Origin of the sequence: Naasia lichenicola (assembly GCF_004801885.1) — a bacterium.
Lineage (GTDB): Bacteria > Actinomycetota > Actinomycetes > Actinomycetales > Microbacteriaceae > Naasia > Naasia lichenicola.
Window position 1 is genome coordinate 364,974 of the sequence record NZ_SSSM01000003.1, and the last position, 22,353, is coordinate 387,326.

Consider the following 22,353-nt stretch of genomic DNA (forward strand, 5'->3'; position numbering starts at 1 on the left):
CTCAGGCGTGCGATTTCGCGTCGCACCTCCTCGCTACTGTGTCGGTAATCCCTGCCACCGACTCGGAGGTCGAGCACGTGACATCAGCTGACAAGCTGCACAACCGATGACCGCCCCGCTCCCTCCGCTGCCCGCCCGGCCGCACCATGACGGGTCCGTGCTGCACACCACCGCGGTCGCGCCCGCACTCGACGAGACGGTCATCCTGCGCCTGCGCATCCCCGAGCACTTCGGCACCGTGGCCGACGTGCAGCTGCGCTCCGTCGTCGACCACGAGCCGCGCTACACCCGGGCGATGCTCGTGGGCGCCGCCGACGGCTGGGGCTGGTGGGAGGTGCCTCTGCTGGCGGAGAACCCGGTAATCCGGTACCGCTGGCTGGTCGTCCAGGGCGATGGGGAGCACCTGTGGCTCACGGCTGACGGCTGCACCCGCCAGGAGCCGCGGGACAACGACGACTTCCGGCTGGCCGCGGGCACCGACATCCCCGAGTGGTCGACCGAGGCCGTGCTGTACCAGCTGTTCCCCGACCGCTTCGCCCGGTCCGTGGCCGCCGACGAGCGCGAGCTGCCCGAGTGGGCGGAGCACGCCGAGTGGACGGACACGGTCATCGACCGCGGCCCGTCCATCGGCCGCCAGTTCTTCGGTGGCGATCTCGACGGAATCACCGAGCACCTCGATCACCTCGAGCGCCTCGGCATCAACCTGCTGTACCTGACGCCGGTCTTCCCGGCCCGCTCCAACCACCGCTACGACGCGCTCTCCTTCGACGAGGTCGATCCCCTGCTCGGCGGAGACGAAGCGTACATCCGGCTGATCGAGGCGGCGCACGCGCGCGGGATCCGGGTGATGGGCGACCTGACCACGAACCACAGCGGCGACGCCCATGAGTGGTTCACCCGATCGCATCTCCAGCCCGGCACGCCCGAGAGCGAGTTCTATTACTGGCTCGACCCCGAGCAGCGCACGTACGTCAGCTGGCTGGGGCACTCGAGCCTGCCGAAGTTCAACTGGAACTCCTCCGAGCTGCGCGATCGCTTCATCGAGGGACCGGACTCCGTCGTCGGCAAGTGGCTGCGGCCGCCATTCTCGCTCGACGGCTGGCGGATCGACGTCGCCAACATGACCGGCCGGTACTTCGACGAGGATCACAACGTCGACGTCCGTCGCACGATCCGCACCACCATGCGCGAGATCGAGCCAGAGACTCTGCTGCTCGGCGAGTACACCGCCGACGCCTCGCCCGACTTCCAGGGCGACGCCTGGCACGGGGCCATGACCTATCCCGGCTTCACCCGTCCGGTGCTCGAGTGGCTGTCCGTGCCCGGCAGCCCGTCGAGCTACTTCGGCATCCCCTACGGAACCATTCCCGACCGGACCGGCGTCGACTTCTACGAGACCCACCGCCGCTTCACCGCCGGCTTCCCCTGGCAGGTGCGGCTGGCGTCGATGAATGCGCTCGACACGCACGACATCCCCCGGTTCGCCACGCATGCGCGCGAGGGTGCGGTACCCGTCGCGCTCGGCCTCTCGATGACCCTGCCCGGAATCCCCGTGGTCTGGATGGGCGACGAGATCGGCGCCCTCGGCGAGAACGGCGAGGATTCACGTCGCCCGATGCCGTGGGACACCCTCGAAGACGCCGCCGAACGGATCGATCTCTACGCCCGGATGATCCGGTTGCGCCGCAGCAACCCCGCGCTCCGCGAGGGCGGGATCCGCTGGCTGCATGTCTCGGACGACGCGCTCGCCTTCGTGCGCGAGACCGCCGTCGAGAGCGCCCTGGTGCTCGCCACCCGCACGCACGCGGTCATCGACCTGGAGGACGGCGCCCTCACCGGGGCCCCCGAGCGGCTCGAGGGCCCCGGCATCGCGACGGGGAACGGCAGCGGATACCGGCTCACGACGGACGGCATCTCGTTCACCGTGTGGACGCTGCCCGGCGTCGTCATCCCCCAGGCCGTGCTCGACGAGACCATCGAGGACCTCGCTCCGACCGACATCGCCGGCCACCCGGGCTCGATGCCGGGCTCGAAGTAGAACCAGGTTGCCGCCTCGAGGCCAGCTCAGCCGGTCTCGAGACGGGCGCGGGGCGCCCTCCTCGACCAACGTCTGGGGCTGGCTATCACCACCTCGTTGGTCGAGGAGGCCGTTCACGGCCGTCTCGAGACCGGTTGCCGAGCTCAGCCGGTCTCGAGACGGGCGCGGGGCGCCCTCCTCGACCAACGGATGGGTCGACCGTCCATCTTTCGTTGGTCGAGGAGGCCGTTCACGGCCGTCTCGAGACCGGTTGCCGGACGCAGCCGGTCTCGAGACGGGCGCGGGGCGCCCTCCTCGACCAACGGACGGGTGGTGTCTAGGCGCGGGAGCGCAGGCGCGGGGCGATGTCGCGCTCGAACTGCTCGAGGAAGCGGCGCTGGTCCTGACCCGGCCCGTGGAAGACGAGGTGGTTGAAGCCCCAGTCGATGTAGGTGCCGATCCTGGCGGCGACCTCGTCGGGATCGCTGCCGACGATCCAGCGCGAGGCGATGGTCTCGATGGGCAGAGCGTCGGCGGCCTTCTCCATCTCGACGGGGTCGGTGATGTCGTGCTTCTGCTCCTTCGAGAGCGCGAGCGGCGACCAGAAGCGGGTGTTGTCGAGCGCCTTGTCCGCGTCGGTGTCGTAGGACAGCTTGATCTCGATCATCCGATCGATGGAGGACGAGTCGCGGCCGGCGGCCTGGGCGCCCTCCTCGACGGCGGGCAGCAGCTTGTCGACGTAGAGCTCCTCGCCCTTGCCGGAGGTGCAGATGAAGCCGTCGCCCGCGCGACCGACGTACTTCGCGACGACGGGTCCGCCGGCCGCGATGTAGATCGGGATGCCTCCCTCGGGGCGGTCGTAGATGCTCGCCTCATGCGTGGAGTAGTACTCGCCCTCGAACGAGACGCGCTCGCCGGCCCACAGCTCGCGCATGAGCTTCACCGACTCGCGCAACCGGGCGAAGCGCTCCTTGAACTCGGGCCAGTTCTGCTCACCGGCGCCCTGGAAGCCGGTCGCGATCTCGTTGAGCGCCTCGCCGGTGCCCACTCCGAGCATGATCCGGCCGGGGTAGAGCAAACCGAGGGTGGCGAAGGCCTGGGCGAGCACGGCGGGGTTGTAGCGGAAGGTCGGCGTCATGACCGAGGTGCCGAGCTGGATGGTGGAGGTGCGCTCACCGACCGCGGCGATCCAGGCCAGTGAGAACGGGGCGTGGCCGCCCGTGTGCCGCCAGGGCTGGAAGTGGTCGGAGACCGTGGCGCTCTCCATGCCGTGCGCCTCCGCGGCGACGGCGATCTCGACCAGCTCACGGGGGTCGAACTGCTCTGCGGAGGCCTTGTAGCCGAGCTTGAGGGGAAGCATGCGATCTCCTGATCGGTGGGTGGTGGAGGGGAAGTCGTGAAGTCCGTGAGGTCAGGGCTCGTCGCGAGCGGACTCGGACTGGCCCTCCTGGAAGCCGTCGCGGTAGCCCTCCGCATAGGCCTCGTCGCTGCCCGTGCGGAACATGTCCTCGTCGCCGACGCGCACCAGACTGCGGGCACCGGGGGCCGCGTCGTCGAGCAGGTGGGCGAGGCCGCGGACGATGGCGACGGGCCGAGACGCCGACTTGCCCTTGACCAGGTCGGCGGCGGAGGCGATCTCATCGGCCACTGCCGGAAGGGTCACGTCGAGCGGGCGCCCACCCGCGTCGAGGGTGCCGCGCAGATCGTCGACGACACGGAGTCCGCTCGCGCCGATCGCGGCATCCACCTGTCCGGTGCGCCATGGCCTGCCGAGAGTGTCGGTGATCACCACGCCGACGGTGACACCGAGGCGCTCGCGCAGTGCCGCGCGCAGCTCGCCGGCGGATCGATCGGGGTTCTCGGGGAGCAGGAGCACGTAGCCGTCCGGCACATTGCTGGCGTCGACGCCCGCCGCGGCCTGGACGAGACCGAGTCTGTTCTCGACGATCCTCGTCACACCGCCGTTCGGTCGAGCACGGGTGGCGACGACCCGGACCGTCTCGGACGTGATCGCATCTTCGCGATCGAGCGCCGCAACGATCCTGCCCTCGGCCTTCGAGACGATCTTGCTGCTGACGACCACGACGTCGCCGTCGGTCAGCCCCTCAGCGGCACCCGCGATAAGCGAGCCCAGATCATCACCGGCAGTGATCTCGGGGATGCCGTCAAGGGACCAGACCTCGATCCGGGTCGCGCTCATCGGACGACCTTCGGCAGCACGTCGCGGGCGAAGGCGTCGATCCATTCGCGCTGGTTGCGACCGGCATTGTGCAGGTAGATGCGCGTGGCGCCGAGATCGGCGAAGCGCTGGATCGCGGCTCGGTGCAGGTCGAGGTCGGCGGAGACCACCATCCGCCCCTCGAAGTCCTCGGGGCGGACCAGCTTGGCGAGCTGCTCGAACTCGAACGGCGAGCGGATGTCGCTCTTCGGAAAGCGCATCGCGCCGTTCGGCCACTCGCGCAGCGCATTCGACATCGCCTCCTCGTCCGTGGGCGCCCACGAGAGGTGGAGCTGGAGCACCTTCGGCGCGCGCGTCGGGTCCTTGCCGACCTCGCGGGCGCCGTCATCGAAGCGCGAGAAGAGTCCGGCGACCTTCTCGTACGGGGCGCCGACGGTGATCATCCCGTCCACCGTGCGTCCGGCGCGCTTCGCGGTGACGGGTCCCGCGGTGGCGACGAGGATCTCGGGGATCCGCTCGGGCATCGTCCACAGCCGGGTCGACTCGAGCTTGAAGTGGGTGCCCGAGTGCTTGACGTCCCGACCGGACCGGGACGCCGTGAAGAGCTTCTGGATGAGGTCGACCGCCTCGAACATGCGGTTGATCCGCTCGGGCGCCTCGGGCCAGTACTGACCGACGATGTGCTCGTTGAGCGCCTCGCCCGAGCCGATTCCGAGCCAGTGCCTGCCCGGATACATGGCGCCGAGGGTGGCCGACGCCTGAGCGACCATCGCCGGATGCCAGCGGAAGGTCGGGGCGGTCACACCGGGCCCGAAGTCCCCGGTCGTCCGCTCGGCGACAGCGGTGAGGACGTTCCAGACGAAGGAGCTGTTGCCTTGCGACGGCACCCACGGCTGGAAGTGGTCGGCGGCCATCACACCCGAGAAGCCCCGACTCTCCGCGTAGGCGGCGAGCTCGACGGCCTCCATGGGCGCGAACTGCTCGAGCATCGCCGCGTAGCCGATGCTGAGGGGAGCCATTCCCTTATCCTCCCACCGCGCATTCGGGTCTCTGCCGCGCACCCTCCAGGGTCCTGCGGTCCACCTGGGCTCCGGGTGTGGACTCTGCGTCCCGCCGGCTGGTTCCGACGTGTGTTGCGTTCCGTGACGCGGCAGGCTTCCGATCCGGCCGGAGCCGATGCGAGTATCGGCGTCAACCGCAGCGCATCATGCGAGGCCTCGCGTTCTCCATCCCGATGTTCCGGATCGTCGATCCGAACGTCCGCCGAGAACACGCCTGCGGCTCCCGTCGACCGGGAGTCGCGCTTCGCCACTCCCCTCCCTTTGGAGTTCCAGATGCCCATCACCTCGTCCCGCACGTCTCCCACCCTGATCGGCGCGCACCTCGTCGGCAGCATCAACCTGCCCGACGCCGCAGCGGTCTTCACCACGGCGGCCGAGCATCTCGGCGACCAGCTCGTCCGCATCCCGGACGGCGAGGTCGGTGAGCGCTTCTACTGGCTGCAGTTCCAGACCTTCCGGTTCGATGAGACCCCGGGTCTCGAGCGGGTAGGCGAGCTCGGATTCAAGATTCGCGACACCTTCGATGTGCGCCCCTTCCGGCTGGACGGCTCGGTCGACGCCGCTGCGCTCGTCTTCCCCGACCTCGGCTATGCGACCGCCGCGCTCGAGTCCTACGCCGAGTTCGCACGCCTCCGCGACTCGGGAGCGCTCGCCGAGGGCGTGCGGTTCCAGGTCTCGCTCCCGACTCCGGCCGCCGTGGTCGGTGCGTTCTTCGTGCCCGAGGATCGCGCGGCCGTCGAGCCGGTCTACGAGCAGGCGCTCTTCGGCGATCTCGAGCGCATCCTCGTCGGCATCCCGCACCGGGACCTCGCCATCCAATGGGACACGGCCGTCGAGTTCGCGCTGCTCGAGGAGGGCGCCCCCGGCCTGCCCGGACTCACCGCCTGGTTCGACGACACCCTCGGGGGCATCGTCGAGCGAGCGGCGCGTCAGGCCGCGGCCGTTCCGGACGATGTCCAGGTCGGCTACCACCTCTGCTACGGCGACATCGAGGAGGCGCACTTCGTGCAGCCGACGGATGCGGGCAAGCTCGCCGACTTCATCGGCGGGGTGCTCGCCGCGCGGCCGCGCACCATCGACTTCATCCACCTGCCGGTGCCGATCGAGCGGGATGACGAGGCGTACTTCGCCCCGCTCATCGGCCTCGACATCCCGGAGGAGACCGCGATCCACCTGGGCCTCGTCCACCACGAAGACGGCGTCGAGGGCGCCCGCCGCAGGATCGCCGCCGCCGGATCCGCCATCTCGACATTCGGCGTCGCCACGGAATGCGGCTTCGGACGCGGCCCCTCGGAGCGCACCGCTCCCCTGTTCGACCTGCACCGCGAGATCCTGACGGGCGTCCTCGCCGACGCCCGCTGACCCGGATCTTCGTTCCGGCGTGCCGAACCGTCGCTCGTGCGCGGTGGTACGAGCCGAGCTAGCGCTCGGCGCGCAGCAGGTCGGGCGAGGTTCCCGGCCGCAGGAATGCGGCAACAGCGGGCGGAACGTAGGGCGCCACGTCGCCGCCCAGGGACGCGACCTGGCGAACCAGCGAGCTCGACACATGCGCATGGGACGGATCCGGGAGCAGGAACACGGTCTCGATGTTCGCCAGGTTGCGGTTGACGATGGCCATCGGGGTCTCGTAGGCGACATCGATCTGCGAGCGGATGCCCTTGATCAGGGCGACCGCACCCACATCGTTGCAGTAATCGACGAGCAGTCCGACACTCCACGACGCGACGCGTATGTCACCGGCGAAGCCGGCATCCTCGATCGATTTCGAGATGAGCGAGACGCGCTTGCCAATCGGCAGCAGGGCGGTCTTGGCGGGATTGTGCACCACCAGCACGTGGACCTCGTCGAAGAGCTTGGCCGCGCGCTCGATGACGTCGAGATGACCGAGCGTGACCGGGTCGAACGAGCCAGGGACGACCGCGATCCTGTGCATCCCTCAACCCTATCGGCGACACCTTGCGGCGGGTTGCGAGTCGCCCTCAACTTCCATCTGCCCGGTTCTGCCGCCCGAGGACGCCTCCAGGCGGCAGAACCGGGCAGTTCGCGGGCTAGTTCTTGGCCAGGTACTCGCGGGTGGATTCGTCGAGGCGCCGCGAGATGGCCGCGCGCAGGGCAGGGTGCCCGGCGAGGATGGGATCGCCGTCGAGCACCTGTCCGGCGGCGGCGCGGGCCTGCTGGATGACGTCGGCGTCGGCGACCACCCGGAGCAGGCGAAGCGATGACCTGCCACCCGACTGCACTGCGCCGAGCACATCGCCCTCCCGTCGCAGCTCGAGGTCGATCTCGGCGAGCGCGAAGCCGTCGGAGGTGCCTGCGACGGCGTCGACCCGGACGCGGGCGGGGCTGTCCACCTCTGCGAAGGTCACGAACAGGCAGATGCCGGCAGCCTTGCCTCGTCCGACGCGTCCTCGGAGCTGGTGCAGCTGGGAGACGCCGAACCGGTCGGCGTCGAGGATGATCATCGTCGACGCGTTGGGCACATCGACGCCGACCTCGATCACGGTCGTCGCGATGATGAGGTCGAGGCTGCCGGCCGCGAAGGCCTGCATGACGGAGTCCTTCTCATCGGAGGTCATCCGCCCGTGCAGAGCGGCGATCCGCAGGCCCTTGAGCTGGTCGATCGTCGGCATCGCGCCCATGATGACCTCGACGGACGCGGCCGGACGCTGAGGGACCTCGTCCTGCTCGGGAGACGCACCCTGCTCGGGATGCTTGGCGTCGATCGCCGGGCACACCACGAAGACCTGATGGCCCTTCGCCACCTCCTCGGCTGCCCGCTTCCAGACGCGATGGATCATCGTCGGTGTCTCGGTCAGCCCCACCACGAAGCTCTCGATGGCCGAACGCCCCAGCGGCAGCTCGGTGATGGTCGAGATGTCGAGGTCGCCGAACACCGTCATCGCGACCGTGCGCGGGATCGGGGTGGCCGTCATCACGAGGACGTGCGGCGGCGTGTGACCCTTCTGTCGAAGCGCCTCGCGCTGCTCGACGCCGAAGCGGTGCTGCTCGTCGACGACGACGAGACCGAGGTCGAAGAACTCCACTTTGTCGCCGATCAGGGCGTGGGTGCCGATCACGATGCGCGCCTGGCCGCTGACGATCCGCAGCATCGCCTTGCGCCTCTCGGCGACCGACAGCTGGCCCGTGAGCAGCGTCGGCATCAGGCGGGCGGAGAGGTCGGGGCCCAAGGACTTCGCGATGGATCGGAGGTGCTGCGATGCGAGCACTTCGGTCGGAGCGAGCAGCGCGGCCTGGCCGCCCGCGTCGATCACCTGCAGCATCGCCCGGAGTGCGACCAGGGTCTTGCCCGATCCGACCTCGCCCTGCAGCAGCCGATTCATGGGGATCGGCTGCTCGAGGTCGCGCGCGATCTCCTCGCCGACGACCTCCTGATCCTTCGTGAGATCGAACGGCAGGGCCGAGTCGAACTGGGCGCGATAGCCGTCCTGCGCGTCGGGGCGAGGGGTTGCGGCCGTGGCCCGTGACACGATGCGCTGCTCGAGGAGTGCCGTCTGCAGCACGAAGGCCTCGTGGAACTTGAAGGTCTCCCTCGCCTGCAGGAAGTCGGACGCACGCTTGGGCCGGTGGATCAGCTCGAGCGCGGCACCCTGATGGATGAGCGCGTACTCCTCGCGGATCTCGGGGGGCACAGGATCGTCGAGCGGATCGAGGGACGCGAGTGCGAGCGCCACTGCGTCCTGGATCTGCCAGCTGGTGATGCTGCCGGTCGCGGGGTAGATGGGGATGAGCTGGTTCGCGAAGGCCTTGGCCGCCGCGTCATCGAGGTCGTGGTCGGGCACCGTGTCGAGCTCGCCGAACAGCCGGTAGTCGGGATGGGCGAGCTGCGCATTGCCCTTGTATCGCGAGATCTTGCCGGAGAAGATCCCGCGGACGCCGACCCTGAGCTCCTTCACCCGCCAGGACTGATTGAAGAAGGTGAGGCTGACGAAGCCCTTGCCATCGCTGATCGAGACCTCGAACAGGCTCCCCTTGCGCGACTGCATCTTGCGCTCGGTCGCGCTGCGTACCTCGCCGACGATGGTGACCTCTTCGTCCATCGGCAGCTCGTCGAGCGCGGTGAGCTCGCCCCGGCGGGCGTAGCGGCGGGGGTAGTGCGAGAGCAGGTCGCCGACCGTCTCCATCGCGAACGCACGCTTGTATGCCGTGGCGGTCTTGCCCCCGAGCACGCCATCGAGCTTGGTGTCGAGTGTGCCGGCCACGGAACGAGGCTAGCGCGACCGTCCGACACGATCGCCTGCGATCACTCCGGGTTGGGCTCGAGGAATCTGAGCTGATTGCCGAACGGATCGCTCACGTCCACGGTCCTCCCCCACGGCTGGCGTTCGAGGCCGGGCCGGGCGTGGCGGTACTCCTTCTGGTGGAGCTCCTTCCAGAACTCCGCGATCCCGGTGACCGTGATCTGCGTCGCGGTGCCGGGAGTGCCGTCCCCGAAGTGCTCGGTGAGGTGCAGGAACGCGCCGGACCGGCTGATCTGGCGATAGGTCGGGCCACCTGATGAATACGTGTGCTCCCAGTCGACCTGGAAGCCGAGGAAGCCGAGGTAGAACTCGTCCGCCTTCGGCACGTCGAAGATGCGGAGGATGGGGATGACTGGGCCGAGCAGCATCATGGCGCTCACGCTACTCGCCGCCGCCGCTACCCTCGGAGATCGTGACGCGGATCATCTCGGGCTTCGCCGGCTCGCTCCGGCTCGCCGTTCCGAACGGCGCCACCCGCCCGACGAGCGACCGGACTCGGGAGGGCATCTTCTCGGCGCTCGACGCTCGCGGGGTGCTCGACGGCGCGCGCGTGCTCGACCTGTACGCTGGCTCCGGGGCGCTCGGGCTCGAGGCCGTCAGCCGGGGAGCGGTGTCCGCGCAGCTCGTCGACTCGTCCGCCTCGGCGGCGTCGGCCTGCAAGAGGAATGCAGCGACGGTGAGCGCATCCCCACGGGCGCCACGAGGTCTGCAGCTGCTGGTGACCCGTCAGACGACTGACGCATTCCTCTCCACCGATACGGCGACCTACGATCTGGTCTTCCTCGATCCGCCCTATGACGTGGCGACCGAGGAGATCGATCGGACGCTGCAGCTCGTCGCCGAACGGATCGCACCGGACGGGCTCATCGTGCTCGAGCGCAGCACTCGATCGGCCGATCCCCGCTGGCCCGACGGCATCGAGCTCAACCGGGCGCGGGACTATGGCGAGACGCGCGTCTTCTACGCCCAGCCCGCTTGACCGGCGGGCTCACTCGGCAGGATCAGACCCGAGTCAGCCCGCTGCGCCGTCCCAGCCCACGAAGGAATCCCATCCCGTCGTGCGGACGGCGGGATCCTCGCCGTTGACGAGCACCCGGCCGTCGCCCTGACGGACGACGCCGATGGGGCGGAACGCCCCAGGGAGCGTGGCGGTCGCCGGGAAGGTCGCGAGCAGCGAGTGGTCCTCCCCGTCGGTGAGGACGATCTCCGCTGACACCTCGATCAGCTCAGGGGCGGCACCGGCGATCCAGGCGCGATCGGCCTCGAGCGCGTGCAGATCGATGTCGAGGTCGAACCCGCTGGCCGATGCGATGCGTCCGGCGTCGAGGAGCAGCCCGTCGGATACGTCGAGCATCGAGGTGGCGCCGGCGAGGGCAGCCGCCACTCCAGCCGCGATCGGCGGGGTCGGGCGCAGCTGCGCCTCGACGGCGGCCGGCCGACGCGCGACCAACTCGGCGGCTGCGGTGGGATCGGGCTCGCCGTCCTCATCGATCCCTTGCGCGAAGAGCAGCCGCAGACCTGCAGCCGCGCGCCCGACGGTGCCGGCGAGCGCGATCACGTCTCCCGCCCGAGCGCCCGAGCGAAGGACGGGGTCGACGCCACCCAGGTCGCCGAATACCGTCACGGCGATGGTGAGGGTGTCGCTCGCCGACAGGTCGCCGCCGACCACTCCGACCCCGGGCGCGAGCTCGGCGCACGCATCGCGGAGGCCGCGGGCGATGCCCTCGAGGTCGGTGATCAGCGTGTCGAGCGGCGCGGCGATGGCGACGACCAAGGCGGTCGGCCGCGCACCCATCGCGGCGATGTCGGCGAGGTTGGTGGCCGCGCCCTTCCAGCCCAGGTCGAACGGCGACGACCAGGCGAGCCGGAAGTCGGGCCCGTGCACGAGGAGATCGGTCGAGATGACGACCCGTCCGTCCGGTGCGGCGATCACGGCGCCGTCGTCCCCTGGTCCGACCGTCGCCGCGGCCGCGGGAGGCAGGATCGGGAAGATCCGACGCAGTGCCGCCAGCTCGCCCGCCGACCCGAGCGTCGCGGAGTCGGGGGCGGCAGGGTCGAGGCTCACCCTCCGACGCTAGCCCAGCCCATGTGTACGTTCCGGCCCCATGTGCACGGAATTTCGCGCACATCCGCCGGTTTCGTGCACATTCGGCTGCCACGTACGCAAGACCACGGGGCCCTTCGTCCAGGCGCCGGCCGGTACCCTGGCGACGTGCTCCGGTCCCGATCGCTCCTGCCCGCGCCGGGCCGGACCGGCACCCGGATTCAGACCCGGCTGCAGCTGGCGCAGCGGATCGCAGGAATCACCGCAGTCGTGATCCTGAGCACGGGCCTCGCCGCCTGCTCCCCCACCGTGTCGCTCGAGCCCGGGCCGGAGGCGACAGCGACCGCCTGCGCCGACGTCATCGTCCGCCTTCCCGACACGCTTGACGGCGCGGACAAGCGCGAGACCAATGCGCAGGGCACCGCCGCGTGGGGCGATCCCTCGAGCGTGCTGCTCGTCTGCGGCGTCACGCAGCGCGCTCCGACCACCGACCGATGCATCGCGATCGGCGACGGCGCGAGCGAGGTGGACTGGGTCGAGGACGACTCGAAAGCGCCGGTCTACAGCTACATCAGCTACAACCGCGCGCCCGCGGTCGAGGTGACGATCGACAGCACCAAGTCCTCGGGAACCGACGTGCTCACCGACCTGTCGGACGTGGTCTCGATCCTCGCGCTCGACCACCCCTGCGTCGGCGCGGAGGACGCAGAGCTGGTCCCCTCCACCCCCGCCCCGTAGCGGTTGCCGGATCTCCTGATTTCAGGTGTCCTTTTCTCCTGAATTCAGGCGGATGCGAGGTTCTCCGGCCCCTTCGACGGATGTCACCGGAGAACTTCATCCAGACCTGAATTCAGGACGCCAGGGCGGTCGTCCACAGTCGGCGAGCGCCGGAACGTCTGCACAGATTCCGGCGGATGGAAGGTGGGTGTCAGCAGAGCGGGCACGCTCGTATGCCATGAATCCCGAACAGCTGCTTCGCGACCAGTGCGGCGTCGCTTGGCGCGCGGACCTTGTCAGTGCAGGGTGGACGCGTCCTCAGATCAGCCGGCTCGTCGCGGCCGGACGGCTGACCGTCCTGCGCAACGGGTGGGTCGCGACAGCGGATGCTGATCCGAGCATCCGTGCGGCGGTCCGAGTGGGAGGGGCATTGACCTGCGTCTCGGAGCTTCAGCGAAGGAGCCTCTTCGCTCCGGCGGATCGACGTCTTCACCTCGCGGTGGCCCCGAACGCCTCTCGATTGAGATCGGTGGAAGGGGTCGATCCGATCGTGCACTGGAGTGGCGAGCTCGTGGCGAGGCCGCGGGGAGCCGTGACGGATCCCCTCGACAACCTGATCCCGCATCTCGCGCAGTGCCTGCCGACTGATTGGGCGGTCGCCGGAATCGACGCCATCTCGCGCTCGGAGCGGCGGTTCACCTCCGCCCACATCTCCAAGATCGCCATGCGTGCGCATAGCCAACGACTTCGCGCGCTGCTTCCGCTGCTCGATTCGCGAGCGGAGAGTGGCCTTGAATCCCTCCTCCGGGTTCGCTTGTCTGCCGCGGGCATCCAGATCGCGCCCCAGGTGCAGATCGGTCCGTTCCGCGTCGACGGGCTCATCGGCGAACGGCTGGTGATCGAAGCCGCGGGTTACCAGTTCCACTCACAACGCGAGGACTTCGAAGCCGACCATGCCCGGGCGGCCGAGTTGCAGCTGCGCGGCTTCACCGTGCTGCAGTTCACCTACCAGCAGATCGTAAATAACTGGCCGCGAGTGCTGGAGACCATCCAGGCCCATATCGCGCGCGGCGATCACCGTTGGGATTCGTGGCGGCGAAGCGGCACATCCTGAATTCAGGACGATGTGACGTTCTCCGGGCTCCTGGCGAGATGCTGCCTGCAAACGTGATCTCGGCCTGAATTCAGGAGAGAGGACTCCTGAATTCAGGGACCGCGTCAGGAGGCGGCGGGCTCCAAGGCCAGGGTGATCAGCTCCATGATCAGCTCCGGATAGGTCAAGCCGGATTCCAGCCAGCAGCGCGGGAACATCGAGATCGGAGTGAAGCCCGGCATCGTGTTGACCTCGTTGACCACGAAGCCGGTCGGGGTCAGGAAGAAGTCGACCCGGGCGAGGCCTGCGCCGCCGATCGCCTCGAAGGCGCGGATGCCGATGGACTGCATCTCGGCGAGCTCATCGTCGGTCAGCGACGCGGGGCAGACCAGGTCGACGCCGGGTGCATCCAGGTATTTGGCGGCGAAGTCGTAGAAGTCCCGGCCGGTCACGACCACCTCGCCGGCGACGGACGCCCGGGCGGGAGAGCCGGCGCGGCCGCCGAGCACCGCGACCTCGACCTCTCGACCGCTGATCGCAGCCTCCACGAGCACCTTGGAGTCCTCGGCGAACGCGAGCTCGAGAGCCGGAGCGATCCCGTCGACATCGACGACCTTGCTGACGCCCACCGACGATCCCGCACGCGCCGGCTTGATGAACATGGGGAATCCGAGCGACACCATCGAGGGCAGCAGCACATCCTGCGACGATGCCCAGCTGCCGGCGGTCACCGTGACCCACGGGGCCACCGCGATCCCGGCTGCCGCCAGCACGGTCTTGGTGAAGTGCTTGTCCATGCCGAGCGCCGAGGCGAGCACGCCGTTGCCGACGTAGGGAAGTCCGATCAGCTCGAGCATGCCCTGGATCGTGCCGTCCTCACCGAACGGTCCGTGCAGGATCGGGAACACGACGTCGATGTCGCCGAGCGAGCGGACCGAGCCATCCGACTCCACCCGCAGCTCGCGGGAGGCGGCGCTGTCGGGCCAGAGCACACGCGATCCGTTGTCGACGACCTCGGGCAGCGCGGAGGGATCGAGAGCGAAGCGAGACGCGTCATCCGCCTCGAGCACGAAGGCGCCGTCGCGGGTGATGCCCACCGGGATCACCTCGTACCGTTCGCGGTCGATGGCGCCGAGCACCCCGCCGGCCGTGGCGCAGCTGATCGAATGCTCGCTCGAGCGCCCGCCGAAGAGGAGCGCAACGCGGATGCGGCCGTCGGCCATTGGATCATTCCCCCTGGGGCAGGTCGTCGGTCGTCAGATGCGGAGCGATGTCGCGCGGATCGAGCGTACCGTCGAGCACCTGGGCCACCTGGAGCGCGATCGGCATGCTCACCCCGCGGGCCGCTGCCAGCTCGAGCACGGGTGCGATGGAGGCGAGACCCTCGGCGGTCTGCTTCATGGTCGCGACGACATCGCCGAAGCTGTAGCCCTGACCGAGCAGCCGGCCGGCCGTGTTGTTGCGGGACAGCGACGACTCGCTCGTCGCGATGAGATCGCCGAGTCCCGCGAGGCCGGACAGGGTCTCGGGCCGTCCCCCGTAGGCCACCGCGAAGTCGGTCATCTCGGCCAGGCCTCGGGTCAGGATCGAGGCCTTGGTGTTCTCGCCATATCCGACGCCGTCGACGATGCCGATCGCCACCGCGACGATGTTCTTGAGCACTCCGCCGATCTCGGTTCCGATGACATCGGTGTTCACGAACGAGCGGAAGTACTTGTTGGTGGCGGCGAGCGCGACGGTCTGCGCGGTCACCAGGTCGTCCGAGGCGATGACCGCGGCGGTCGGCCACTGCTTCGCGATCTCCAGCGCCAGATTCGGGCCCGAGGCGACCGCGATCTGAGCTCCGCCGATGCCGAGCTCCTCGCCGATCACCTCGCTCATCCGCTTGAGCGTGCCCTGCTCGATGCCCTTCATCAGGCTGACGACGATCGCGTCCGACGGGATGGAGGACGCGGCGGCGGTGAGGTTGGCGCGAAGGGTCTGGCTCGGGACGGCGACGAAGACGAGCTCCGCCCCCTCGAGCACCGCGCCGAGCCGCGAGTCCGCCCGCAGTGCGGCGGGCAGGTTGATGCCGGGCAGGTAGTCGCTGTTGCGGTGGCCGGTGTTGATCTCGTGCGCCAGCTCGGGCCTGCGGGCCCAGAGCATGACGGAGGCGCCGCCGTCGGCGAGCACCTTGGAGAAGGTAGTGCCCCAGCTGCCGGCACCGAGGACGGCGACGCGCGTCGGGCGGACCGGGATGAGGTCGGATAAGGGGTCAGTCAAAGCGGCCGATCTCCGTCTGGCCCTTCTTCTTCGGATCCCAGCGCTCGACGGGGGCCGTCTCGCCGCGCAGGTCTTCGAGCAGGGCGGTGATCGCGGCCATCACCCGTTCGGTCGCGGCCGTCAGGGTCGGTCCGTCGAGCGGCCGGCCACGATATTCGCTGAGGTCCACGGGGTCGCCGAACTTGATGGTGATCTTCGACCGCGGGAAGAGGCGGATGCTGCGGCCGTATCGGCTCATCAGCCGCTGGGCGCCCCAGTGGGCGGCCGGGATGACGGGGATGTCGTTCTGCAGGGCGATACGCACCGCACCCGACTTGCCGCGCATCGGCCAGGTGTCGGGATCGCGGGTGAGCGAGCCCTCGGGATAGACGATCAGCCCCTGCCCCTTCTCGACGAGCCGCTTGGCCTCGTCGAGCGGGATCGCCGCGCCGCTTCCGCCGCCGGCGCGCTGCACGGGCACCTGGCCTGTCGCGCGCAAAACGCCGCCGATGACGGGCACGCTGAACAGCGACTCCTTGGCGAGGAAGCGCGGCGCGCGGCCGATCCGCCAGAGGGACCAGCCGACGACGACCGGGTCGATCTCGGTGATGTGGTTGGGGGTGAGCACGAAGGCGCCCGACGCGGGCACCTTGCCGCCGTCGACGATGGTCAGCCTGCTGAACAGGCTCATCAGCGGGATGGCGGTGCCGGCGACAGGCCAGAACGCCGACGGATGGCTCTTCTCCGGATGCTTCGAAGAGCGCACCGAGCGACGGCGCGCGTCAGTGGGGCGAGGCTCCGCCCCGCCGGCCTGCTGCCCGGTCATCCCAGGATGTCGAAGCGCGCGCCCAGTGCCTGCAGCTTGGCGATGAAGTTCTCGTAGCCGCGGCTGATGATGCCCACGTTGCTGACCGTCGACCGGCCCTCCGCGGTGAGCGCTGCGATCAGGTGCGAGAAGCCGCCTCGAAGGTCGGGCACCTCGATGTCGGCGCCGTGCAGAGGGGTGGGGCCGGTGATGACGGCCGCCTGCTCGAGGTCACGACGAGGCACCCGGCGCGGCGTTCCGCCGAGCCCGGAGGCGTGCACGGTGATGTCCGCGCCCATCTCGATGAGTGCGTCCGTGAAGCCGAAGCGGTTCTCGTACACGGTCTCGTGCACGATCGAGGAGCCGTGGGCCTGGGTGAGCGCGACGATGAGCGGCTGCTGCCAGTCGGTCATGAATCCGGGGTGCACATCCGTCTCGATGACGACCGGCTTGAGCGCGCCGCCCGGGTGGTAGAAGCGGATGCCGTCCTCGTAGATGTCGAACTTGCCGCCGACCTTCCGGAAGACGTTGAGGAACGTCATCATGTGCTCCTGCTTCGCGCCGCCGACGAACACGTCGCCCTGGGTCGCCAGCGCCGCGGACGCCCAGCTGGCGACCTCGTTGCGGTCGAAGATGGCCCGGTGCGTGTAGCCCTCGAGGCGGTCGACGCCCTCGATCAGGATCACGCGATTGGGCTCGACGGAGATGATCGCGCCCATCTTCTGCAGGATCGCGATGAGGTCCATGATCTCGGGCTCGATGGCCGCGTTGCGCAGCTCGGTCGTCCCCGTGGCGCGCACGGCGGTCAGCAGGACCTGCTCGGTGGCGCCGACGCTCGGGTAGGGCAGCTCGATCTCGGTGCCCTGCAGGCCGTTGGGCGCGGTGATGTGGATGCCGCTCGGCAGCTTGTCGACGACGGCGCCGAATTTGCGGAGCGCGTCGAGGTGGAAGTCGATGGGCCGGTCGCCGATCCGGCAGCCGCCGAGGTCGGGGATGAACGCCTCGCCGAGCTGGTGCAGCAGGGGGCCGCAGAACAGGATGGGGATCCGGCTCGAGCCGGCATGCGCGTCGATGTCCGCCATGTGGGCGCTGATGACGTTGGACGGATCGAGGATGAGGTCGCCGGGCTCGGCGCCATCGCTCACCTTGACGCCGTGCACCTCGAGCAGTCCGCGGACGACCCGGACATCGCTGATGTCGGGCACGCCGCGCAGCAGGCTGGAGGTCTCACCGAGAAGCGAGGCGACCATCGCCTTCGTGACCAGGTTCTTGGCGCCTCGGACCTCGATGCGGCCCTTGAGCGGCACTCCGCCGTCGATCGCGATGCGATCGAAGGTGAGCCCCACGTGTTCGCCGGCCTTCTGAGCATCCTTGAGGAGACTGTTCACGAGATGCGGGATCCTTTTCCTGTCGTGACCACCGTCGCTCAGCTGCGTGCGGGAAGAGTGGTCGGCCGCCAGCTTTCGCGGCGTCCTTCGAATTCTGCGATGCGCTCTTCGTCGCGCAGGGTCAGGGCGATGTCGTCGAGACCCTCGAGCAGCCTCCATCTGGTGTAGTCGTCGATGTCGAACGGTACGGAGAGGCTGCCAGCGGAGGAATCTCCGATGGAGGCCTTCTTTGCAACAAGATCGACGGTAACGGCTATTCCTGGGTTCGCCTCCATTGCGGCCCAGAGTTTCTCCAGATCGCTCTCGGAGACCGTGCCGGCGACCAGTCCCTGCTTGCCGGAGTTGCCGCGGAAGATGTCGCCGAAGCGGGTGCTGAGCACGACCCGGAAGCCGTAGTCGCGCAGGGCCCAGACCGCGTGCTCGCGGCTGGAGCCGGTCCCGAAGTCGTGACCGGCGACCAGGACGGATGCCCCGGCGTACTGCGGCTGGTTGAGCTCGAAGGCCGGATCCTGGCGCCACTGGTAGAACAGCGCGTCCTCGAAGCCCGTCTTGGTGACGCGCTTCAGGAAGACCGCGGGGATGATCTGATCGGTGTCGACGTTGTTGCGACGGAACGGGACGCCGACGCCGGTGTGAGTGGTGAACGCATCCATCAGGCGGACACCTGTCCTGAGGAGGAGCTTGCGACGTCCCGAAGGGCCTGTCTGATGACGGTGCTGGTCTCGGCGATGTTGTTCAGCGCGTCGTCGTGTTCCAGGTCCCATGGGCTCGACAGCGTGCCGCGGACCGCGGTGGCGGCCGCGACGAGCGGGGAGACCAGGTGGGTGCGTCCGCCCTTGCCCTGGCGGCCCTCGAAGTTGCGGTTGGAGGTGGACGCGCAGCGCTCCCCCGGAGCGAGCTGATCGGGATTCATGCCGAGGCACATCGAGCATCCGGCGAACCGCCACTCGGCGCCGAACTCGGTGAACACCTTGTCGAGGCCCTCCGCCTCGGCCTCGATCCGCACCCGCGCGGAGCCGGGGACCACCATCACGCGCACCCCCGGCGCCTTGGTGCGGCCCTTGACGATCGACGCGAAGGCGCGGAGGTCCTCGATCCGGCTGTTGGTGCACGAGCCCATGAACACGGCGTCGACGGCGATGTCCTTCATCGGCGTGCCCGCCGCCAGATCCATGTATTCGAGCGCCCGTTCGGCGGAGGCGCGCTCGTTGGCGTCGCGGATCTCCGACGGGATGGGCACCGAGTCGGACAGCGAGACGCCCTGCCCGGGGTTGGTCCCCCAGGTCACGAACGGCTCGAGGGCGTTGGCATCGAGGAACACCTCGGCGTCGAACACGGCGTCGTCATCGGTCTGCAGGGTGCGCCAGTACTCGACGGCCGCGTCCCAGTCGGCACCTTCTGGTGCGTGCGGGCGACCCTTCAGGTAGGCGAAGGTGGTCTCGTCGGGGGCGACCATGCCGGCGCGGGCGCCCGCCTCGATCGACATGTTGCAGATGGTCATCCGGCCGTCCATCGACAGCCCGCGGATGGCGCTGCCACGGTACTCGAGCACGTAGCCCTGGCCGCCGCCGGTGCCGATCTGGGCGATGACGGCGAGGATGATGTCCTTCGCCGTGACGCCGGGACGCAGCTCGCCCTCGACCGTGATGGCCATGGTCTTGAAGGGCTGCAGTGGCAGGGTCTGGGTGGCGAGCACGTGCTCGACCTCGCTCGTGCCGATGCCGAAGGCCATCGCGCCGAACGCGCCGTGGGTGGAGGTGTGCGAGTCGCCGCAGACGACCGTGATGCCCGGCTGGGTCAGGCCCAGCTGCGGGCCGACGACGTGCACGATGCCCTGCTCGATGTCGCCGAGCGAGTGCAGGCGCACGCCGAACTCCTTGGCGTTGCGGCGCAGGGTCTCGATCTGCGTGCGGCTGGTCAGGTCGGCGATCGGCTTGTCGATGGCCAGCGTCGGGGTGTTGTGGTCTTCGGTCGCGATCGTCAGATCGGGGCGGCGAACGGGCCGACCGGCCATCCGCAGGCCGTCGAAGGCCTGCGGGCTGGTGACCTCGTGCACGAGGTGCAGGTCGATGTAGAGCAGGTCGGGGGTGCCGTCCTCGCCCTTCTTGACGAGGTGCGCGTTCCAGACCTTCTCGGCGAGGGTCAGGCCCCGCGTGCTGGAATCGGGCTCGGGAGCTCCGGACGCGGGGGTCTCGGGCTCAGGGCTGAAGGGTGCGGTCATGATTCTCTTTCGGTCGATCTCGACGTCGTGGATCGGCAGCCGGCCCGGGGAGGCGTCAGCTGGTCAGCCCATGGCAGACTCCGCGACGAGGAAGGACTGAAGAGCTCAGGCCTCGTCGCGGCAGCTAAGAAGGAGCCGGGCGGAACGCACGCCGCCACATTACCACCGCGATCAGCCGCCGATCCCGTCGAGAGATCGGGTCTCCGGACAGCCTCCACGACTCCGCCCTGGTGCTGCCCCTAGTGCTCGGCGCTCTTGTCGACCGGCGTGTCCGCCGCCTTCGGGGTGGACGCCTCTTCCGCCGGGTCCTTGGTGCTGCCGAGGTGCAGCTCGCTGGGATTGGGCAGGTCGGGATCGCGCTTCATCTTGATCAGGCTCGCGATCGTGGCGACGGCCATGGAGACGACGATCACGCCGAGCGACAGGCCGGTGCCGATGTCGGGCGCCCACTCGACGTGCTCGCCGCCGTTGATGAAGGGCAGCTCGTTCTCGTGCAGCGCATGGAAGACGAGCTTGACGCCGATGAAGCCGAGGATGAACGCGATCCCGTACTTGAGGTAGATCAGCTTGTCGACGAGGTCGCCGAGCAGGAAGTAGAGCTGGCGCAGCCCCATGAGGGCGAAGATGTTGGCCGTGAAGACCAGGAACGGATCCTGGGTGATGCCGAAGATGGCCGGGATCGAGTCGAGCGCGAACAGCAGATCCGTCGAGCCGATGGCGATGAACACAATCAGGATCGGCGTGAAGATCTTCTTGCCGTCGACGACCGTCCGGATCCTGTTGCCGTCGAAGGTGTCGGTGATGGCGATCCGCTTGCGGAGGAAGGCGATGATCCGGCTCTCGCCCTCGGCCGAGTGGTCCTTGCCGAAGGCCTGCGTGTAGGCCGTGTAGACGAGGAACGCACCGAAGATGTAGAAGATCCAGCTGAAGTTCTCGATCAGGGCGGCGCCGAGCAGGATGAAGATCCCGCGGAAGATCAGCGCCAGGATGATGCCCACCATCAGGATCTCCTGCTGGTACTTCTTGGGCACCGAGAAGTTGGCCATGATGATGACGAAGACGAACAGGTTGTCGATGCTGAGGCTGTACTCCGTCAGCCAGCCGGCGAGGAACTCCCCCGCCTGGGTCGTGTCGCCGAGCAGGAAGAGCAGGCCGGCGAAGATCAGCGCGAGCACCACGTAGATCGAGACCCAGATGGCCGACTCGCGGATCGACGGGATGTGCGGTCGCATGTAGGCGAGCACGAGGTCGCCGACGAGGATGGCGCCGAGGACGACGAACGAGGTGATCTCGAACCAGACGGGAATCATTGGAGAGAGGGCCTTTCGAGGCTCGACGTATCGTCGAAAGTCTCTCCCGCACCCGGATCGGATGTCATTCGCATGACGCGGATCGGATGCCACCATGCCCGGAGCCGCGGCTGCGCGACCCGTCCTGACGGACATGGCGAATCGGGATACTCCCCTTCGCTCGGGCAAGCGTAGCGGGCCTCCTCCCCGCTCCACGTTTCCGGCGCGTGAAAAGCTCGAAGGCAGGTGGAAGGTCATGGGCCGTTGCGCTTTTCCGGTGCCGGGCGCAGGTGTCGGGCGGGCCTGGATGCTGTCGGAGGTCCGGCGTAGCGTGCAGGGATGAACATCGTCCTGGTTCCGGGGTTCTGGCTCGACGGCTCGTCCTGGGACGAGGTGGCGCGGCCGATCCGACTGGCCGGTCACGAGGTGATCGCGCTCACGCCGCCGGGCCGAGACAGCCTGGGGGCGGACCGGGCCGGCATCGGCATCGCCGATCATGTCGCCGCAGTGGTCGACGCGATCGACGGCATCGACGGTCATGTGGTGCTGGTCGGGCACTCGGGTGGTGGTCCGACGATCTACGGCGCCGTCGATGCCCGGCCGCAGCGTGTGGTCCGAACGATCTACGTCGACTCCTTCCCCCTGCCCGATGGATTTCCGATCAACGACTCCCTCCCTGCTGTCGGCGACAGCATCCCGCTTCCGCCATGGGACTTCTTCCAGGAGGCCGATCTGGTCGATCTCGACGAGGATCTGCGCGAGTCGTTCCGTGCTCGCGCCATTCCGGAGGCCCGCAGAGTCGCGTACGACCGGCAGTCGCTGTCCGATGAGAGCCGCCGGCATGTGCCGGCCACCGTCATCACCTGCGAGTTCCCCATCGCTCAGATCGAGGCGTTCATCGCACAGGAGGTTCCCATGGTCGCCGAGCTGGCCGCGCTGAAGGACGTGGAGTACGTCGAGCTGCCGACGGGCCACTGGCCGCAGTTCACCAAGCCCGAGGAACTGGCCGAGGCGATTCTCGCCGCGCTTCGCTGACCCG

General features: G+C 68.8%; 20 protein-coding genes. 6 read left to right on the top strand and 14 right to left on the bottom strand.

Annotated elements, in window-relative coordinates; genetic code table 11:
* The first annotated feature begins 106 nt into the window (after positions 1-106).
* Complete coding sequence (locus E6C64_RS06870) at positions 107-2,038, top strand: glycoside hydrolase family 13 protein (RefSeq protein ID WP_199240982.1); 1,932 nt, start codon at positions 107-109, stop codon at positions 2,036-2,038.
* Positions 2,039-2,354: 316 nt separating this feature from the next.
* Here the strand turns inward: E6C64_RS06870 and fgd are convergent, their stop codons facing one another.
* The 3 genes from fgd to E6C64_RS06885 are packed head-to-tail and all read right to left on the bottom strand — an operon-like array spanning position 2,355 to position 5,215.
* Positions 2,355-3,377, bottom strand: a complete 1,023-nt coding sequence (gene fgd / locus E6C64_RS06875; protein WP_136426892.1) for a glucose-6-phosphate dehydrogenase (coenzyme-F420) — start codon at positions 3,375-3,377, stop codon at positions 2,355-2,357.
* Between the two features lie 51 nt (positions 3,378-3,428).
* Complete coding sequence (locus tag E6C64_RS06880; RefSeq protein WP_136426893.1) at positions 3,429-4,217, bottom strand: coenzyme F420-0:L-glutamate ligase; 789 nt, start codon at positions 4,215-4,217, stop codon at positions 3,429-3,431.
* The gene (locus E6C64_RS06885) at positions 4,214-5,215 is read right to left on the bottom strand and encodes a TIGR03557 family F420-dependent LLM class oxidoreductase (RefSeq protein ID WP_136426894.1); all 1,002 of its coding nucleotides are present in this window, start codon (positions 5,213-5,215) and stop codon (positions 4,214-4,216) included. Before E6C64_RS06885 ends, E6C64_RS06880 begins: the two co-directional genes overlap by 4 nt.
* Positions 5,216-5,530: 315 nt before the next feature.
* Here E6C64_RS06885 and E6C64_RS06890 point away from each other — a divergent pair, with 315 nt between their 5' ends.
* A complete protein-coding gene (locus tag E6C64_RS06890; RefSeq protein WP_136426895.1) occupies positions 5,531-6,619 on the top strand; it encodes a hypothetical protein in 1,089 nt (362 codons plus the stop codon).
* Positions 6,620-6,677: 58 nt separating this feature from the next.
* Here the strand turns inward: E6C64_RS06890 and coaD are convergent, their stop codons facing one another.
* From coaD to E6C64_RS06905, 3 genes are all read right to left on the bottom strand, one after another.
* Positions 6,678-7,190: a pantetheine-phosphate adenylyltransferase gene (gene coaD, locus E6C64_RS06895; protein ID WP_136426896.1), complete on the bottom strand. Its 513-nt coding sequence runs from the start codon at positions 7,188-7,190 to the stop codon at positions 6,678-6,680.
* 115 nt (positions 7,191-7,305) lie between these two features.
* Positions 7,306-9,477 carry an ATP-dependent DNA helicase RecG gene (locus tag E6C64_RS06900; protein WP_136426897.1) on the bottom strand — a complete coding sequence of 724 codons (2,172 nt, stop codon included), beginning with the start codon at positions 9,475-9,477 and terminating at the stop codon, positions 7,306-7,308.
* Positions 9,478-9,518: 41 nt separating this feature from the next.
* Positions 9,519-9,887: a glyoxalase superfamily protein gene (locus E6C64_RS06905; protein WP_233255536.1), complete on the bottom strand. Its 369-nt coding sequence runs from the start codon at positions 9,885-9,887 to the stop codon at positions 9,519-9,521.
* A 41-nt stretch (positions 9,888-9,928) separates the two neighbouring features.
* Here E6C64_RS06905 and rsmD point away from each other — a divergent pair, with 41 nt between their 5' ends.
* Positions 9,929-10,495, top strand: coding sequence for a 16S rRNA (guanine(966)-N(2))-methyltransferase RsmD (gene rsmD / locus E6C64_RS06910; protein WP_136426898.1), 567 nt, complete (start codon positions 9,929-9,931; stop codon positions 10,493-10,495).
* 33 nt (positions 10,496-10,528) lie between these two features.
* On the opposite strand, the gene E6C64_RS06915 is transcribed toward rsmD, so the two are convergent.
* Complete coding sequence (locus E6C64_RS06915) at positions 10,529-11,581, bottom strand: thiamine-phosphate kinase (protein ID WP_136426899.1); 1,053 nt, start codon at positions 11,579-11,581, stop codon at positions 10,529-10,531.
* 147 nt (positions 11,582-11,728) lie between these two features.
* Between E6C64_RS06915 and E6C64_RS06920 the strand changes: the two genes are divergently transcribed.
* Entirely contained in the window at positions 11,729-12,298 is a 570-nt protein-coding gene (locus E6C64_RS06920) for a DUF3515 family protein (RefSeq protein WP_233255507.1), read from the top strand.
* 508 nt (positions 12,299-12,806) lie between these two features.
* Positions 12,807-13,391, top strand: coding sequence for an endonuclease domain-containing protein (locus tag E6C64_RS18910; RefSeq protein ID WP_158437767.1), 585 nt, complete (start codon positions 12,807-12,809; stop codon positions 13,389-13,391).
* A 104-nt stretch (positions 13,392-13,495) separates the two neighbouring features.
* On the opposite strand, the gene E6C64_RS06930 is transcribed toward E6C64_RS18910, so the two are convergent.
* The 7 genes from E6C64_RS06930 to E6C64_RS06960 all read right to left on the bottom strand — a co-directional run bounded on the left by E6C64_RS06930 (position 13,496) and on the right by E6C64_RS06960 (position 21,335).
* Complete coding sequence (locus E6C64_RS06930) at positions 13,496-14,593, bottom strand: D-alanine--D-alanine ligase family protein (protein ID WP_136426902.1); 1,098 nt, start codon at positions 14,591-14,593, stop codon at positions 13,496-13,498.
* A gap of 4 nt (positions 14,594-14,597) precedes the next feature.
* Complete coding sequence (locus tag E6C64_RS06935; protein ID WP_199240984.1) at positions 14,598-15,632, bottom strand: NAD(P)H-dependent glycerol-3-phosphate dehydrogenase; 1,035 nt, start codon at positions 15,630-15,632, stop codon at positions 14,598-14,600.
* Complete coding sequence (locus tag E6C64_RS06940; protein WP_136426903.1) at positions 15,625-16,437, bottom strand: lysophospholipid acyltransferase family protein; 813 nt, start codon at positions 16,435-16,437, stop codon at positions 15,625-15,627. The genes E6C64_RS06935 and E6C64_RS06940 overlap by 8 nt, the downstream gene beginning before the upstream one ends.
* The gene (gene murA, locus E6C64_RS06945; protein WP_136426904.1) at positions 16,434-17,804 is read right to left on the bottom strand and encodes a UDP-N-acetylglucosamine 1-carboxyvinyltransferase; all 1,371 of its coding nucleotides are present in this window, start codon (positions 17,802-17,804) and stop codon (positions 16,434-16,436) included. Before murA ends, E6C64_RS06940 begins: the two co-directional genes overlap by 4 nt.
* Positions 17,805-17,842: 38 nt before the next feature.
* Positions 17,843-18,457: a 3-isopropylmalate dehydratase small subunit gene (gene leuD, locus E6C64_RS06950; RefSeq protein WP_136426905.1), complete on the bottom strand. Its 615-nt coding sequence runs from the start codon at positions 18,455-18,457 to the stop codon at positions 17,843-17,845.
* Positions 18,457-20,025: a 3-isopropylmalate dehydratase large subunit gene (leuC, locus tag E6C64_RS06955; protein ID WP_233255508.1), complete on the bottom strand. Its 1,569-nt coding sequence runs from the start codon at positions 20,023-20,025 to the stop codon at positions 18,457-18,459. Before leuC ends, leuD begins: the two co-directional genes overlap by 1 nt.
* A 239-nt stretch (positions 20,026-20,264) precedes the next feature.
* Positions 20,265-21,335: a TerC family protein gene (locus E6C64_RS06960; RefSeq protein ID WP_136426906.1), complete on the bottom strand. Its 1,071-nt coding sequence runs from the start codon at positions 21,333-21,335 to the stop codon at positions 20,265-20,267.
* A gap of 318 nt (positions 21,336-21,653) precedes the next feature.
* Here E6C64_RS06960 and E6C64_RS06965 point away from each other — a divergent pair, with 318 nt between their 5' ends.
* On the top strand, positions 21,654-22,349 hold the full coding sequence (locus E6C64_RS06965) for an alpha/beta fold hydrolase (protein ID WP_136426907.1): 696 nt from the start codon (positions 21,654-21,656) through the stop codon (positions 22,347-22,349).
* Positions 22,350-22,353 lie beyond the last annotated feature (4 nt).

Coding starts and splice junctions, on each gene's coding strand:
- E6C64_RS06870 (WP_199240982.1), top strand. CDS start 107: ATGACCGCCCCGCTCCCTCCGCTGCCCGCCCGGCCGCACCATGACGGG.
- fgd (WP_136426892.1), bottom strand. CDS start 3,377: ATGCTTCCCCTCAAGCTCGGCTACAAGGCCTCCGCAGAGCAGTTCGAC.
- E6C64_RS06880 (WP_136426893.1), bottom strand. CDS start 4,217: ATGAGCGCGACCCGGATCGAGGTCTGGTCCCTTGACGGCATCCCCGAG.
- E6C64_RS06885 (WP_136426894.1), bottom strand. CDS start 5,215: ATGGCTCCCCTCAGCATCGGCTACGCGGCGATGCTCGAGCAGTTCGCG.
- E6C64_RS06890 (WP_136426895.1), top strand. CDS start 5,531: ATGCCCATCACCTCGTCCCGCACGTCTCCCACCCTGATCGGCGCGCAC.
- coaD (WP_136426896.1), bottom strand. CDS start 7,190: ATGCACAGGATCGCGGTCGTCCCTGGCTCGTTCGACCCGGTCACGCTC.
- E6C64_RS06905 (WP_233255536.1), bottom strand. CDS start 9,887: ATGATGCTGCTCGGCCCAGTCATCCCCATCCTCCGCATCTTCGACGTG.
- E6C64_RS06930 (WP_136426902.1), bottom strand. CDS start 14,593: ATGGCCGACGGCCGCATCCGCGTTGCGCTCCTCTTCGGCGGGCGCTCG.
- E6C64_RS06940 (WP_136426903.1), bottom strand. CDS start 16,437: ATGACCGGGCAGCAGGCCGGCGGGGCGGAGCCTCGCCCCACTGACGCG.
- leuD (WP_136426905.1), bottom strand. CDS start 18,457: ATGGATGCGTTCACCACTCACACCGGCGTCGGCGTCCCGTTCCGTCGC.
- leuC (WP_233255508.1), bottom strand. CDS start 20,025: ATGACCGCACCCTTCAGCCCTGAGCCCGAGACCCCCGCGTCCGGAGCT.
- E6C64_RS06960 (WP_136426906.1), bottom strand. CDS start 21,335: ATGATTCCCGTCTGGTTCGAGATCACCTCGTTCGTCGTCCTCGGCGCC.
- E6C64_RS06965 (WP_136426907.1), top strand. CDS start 21,654: ATGAACATCGTCCTGGTTCCGGGGTTCTGGCTCGACGGCTCGTCCTGG.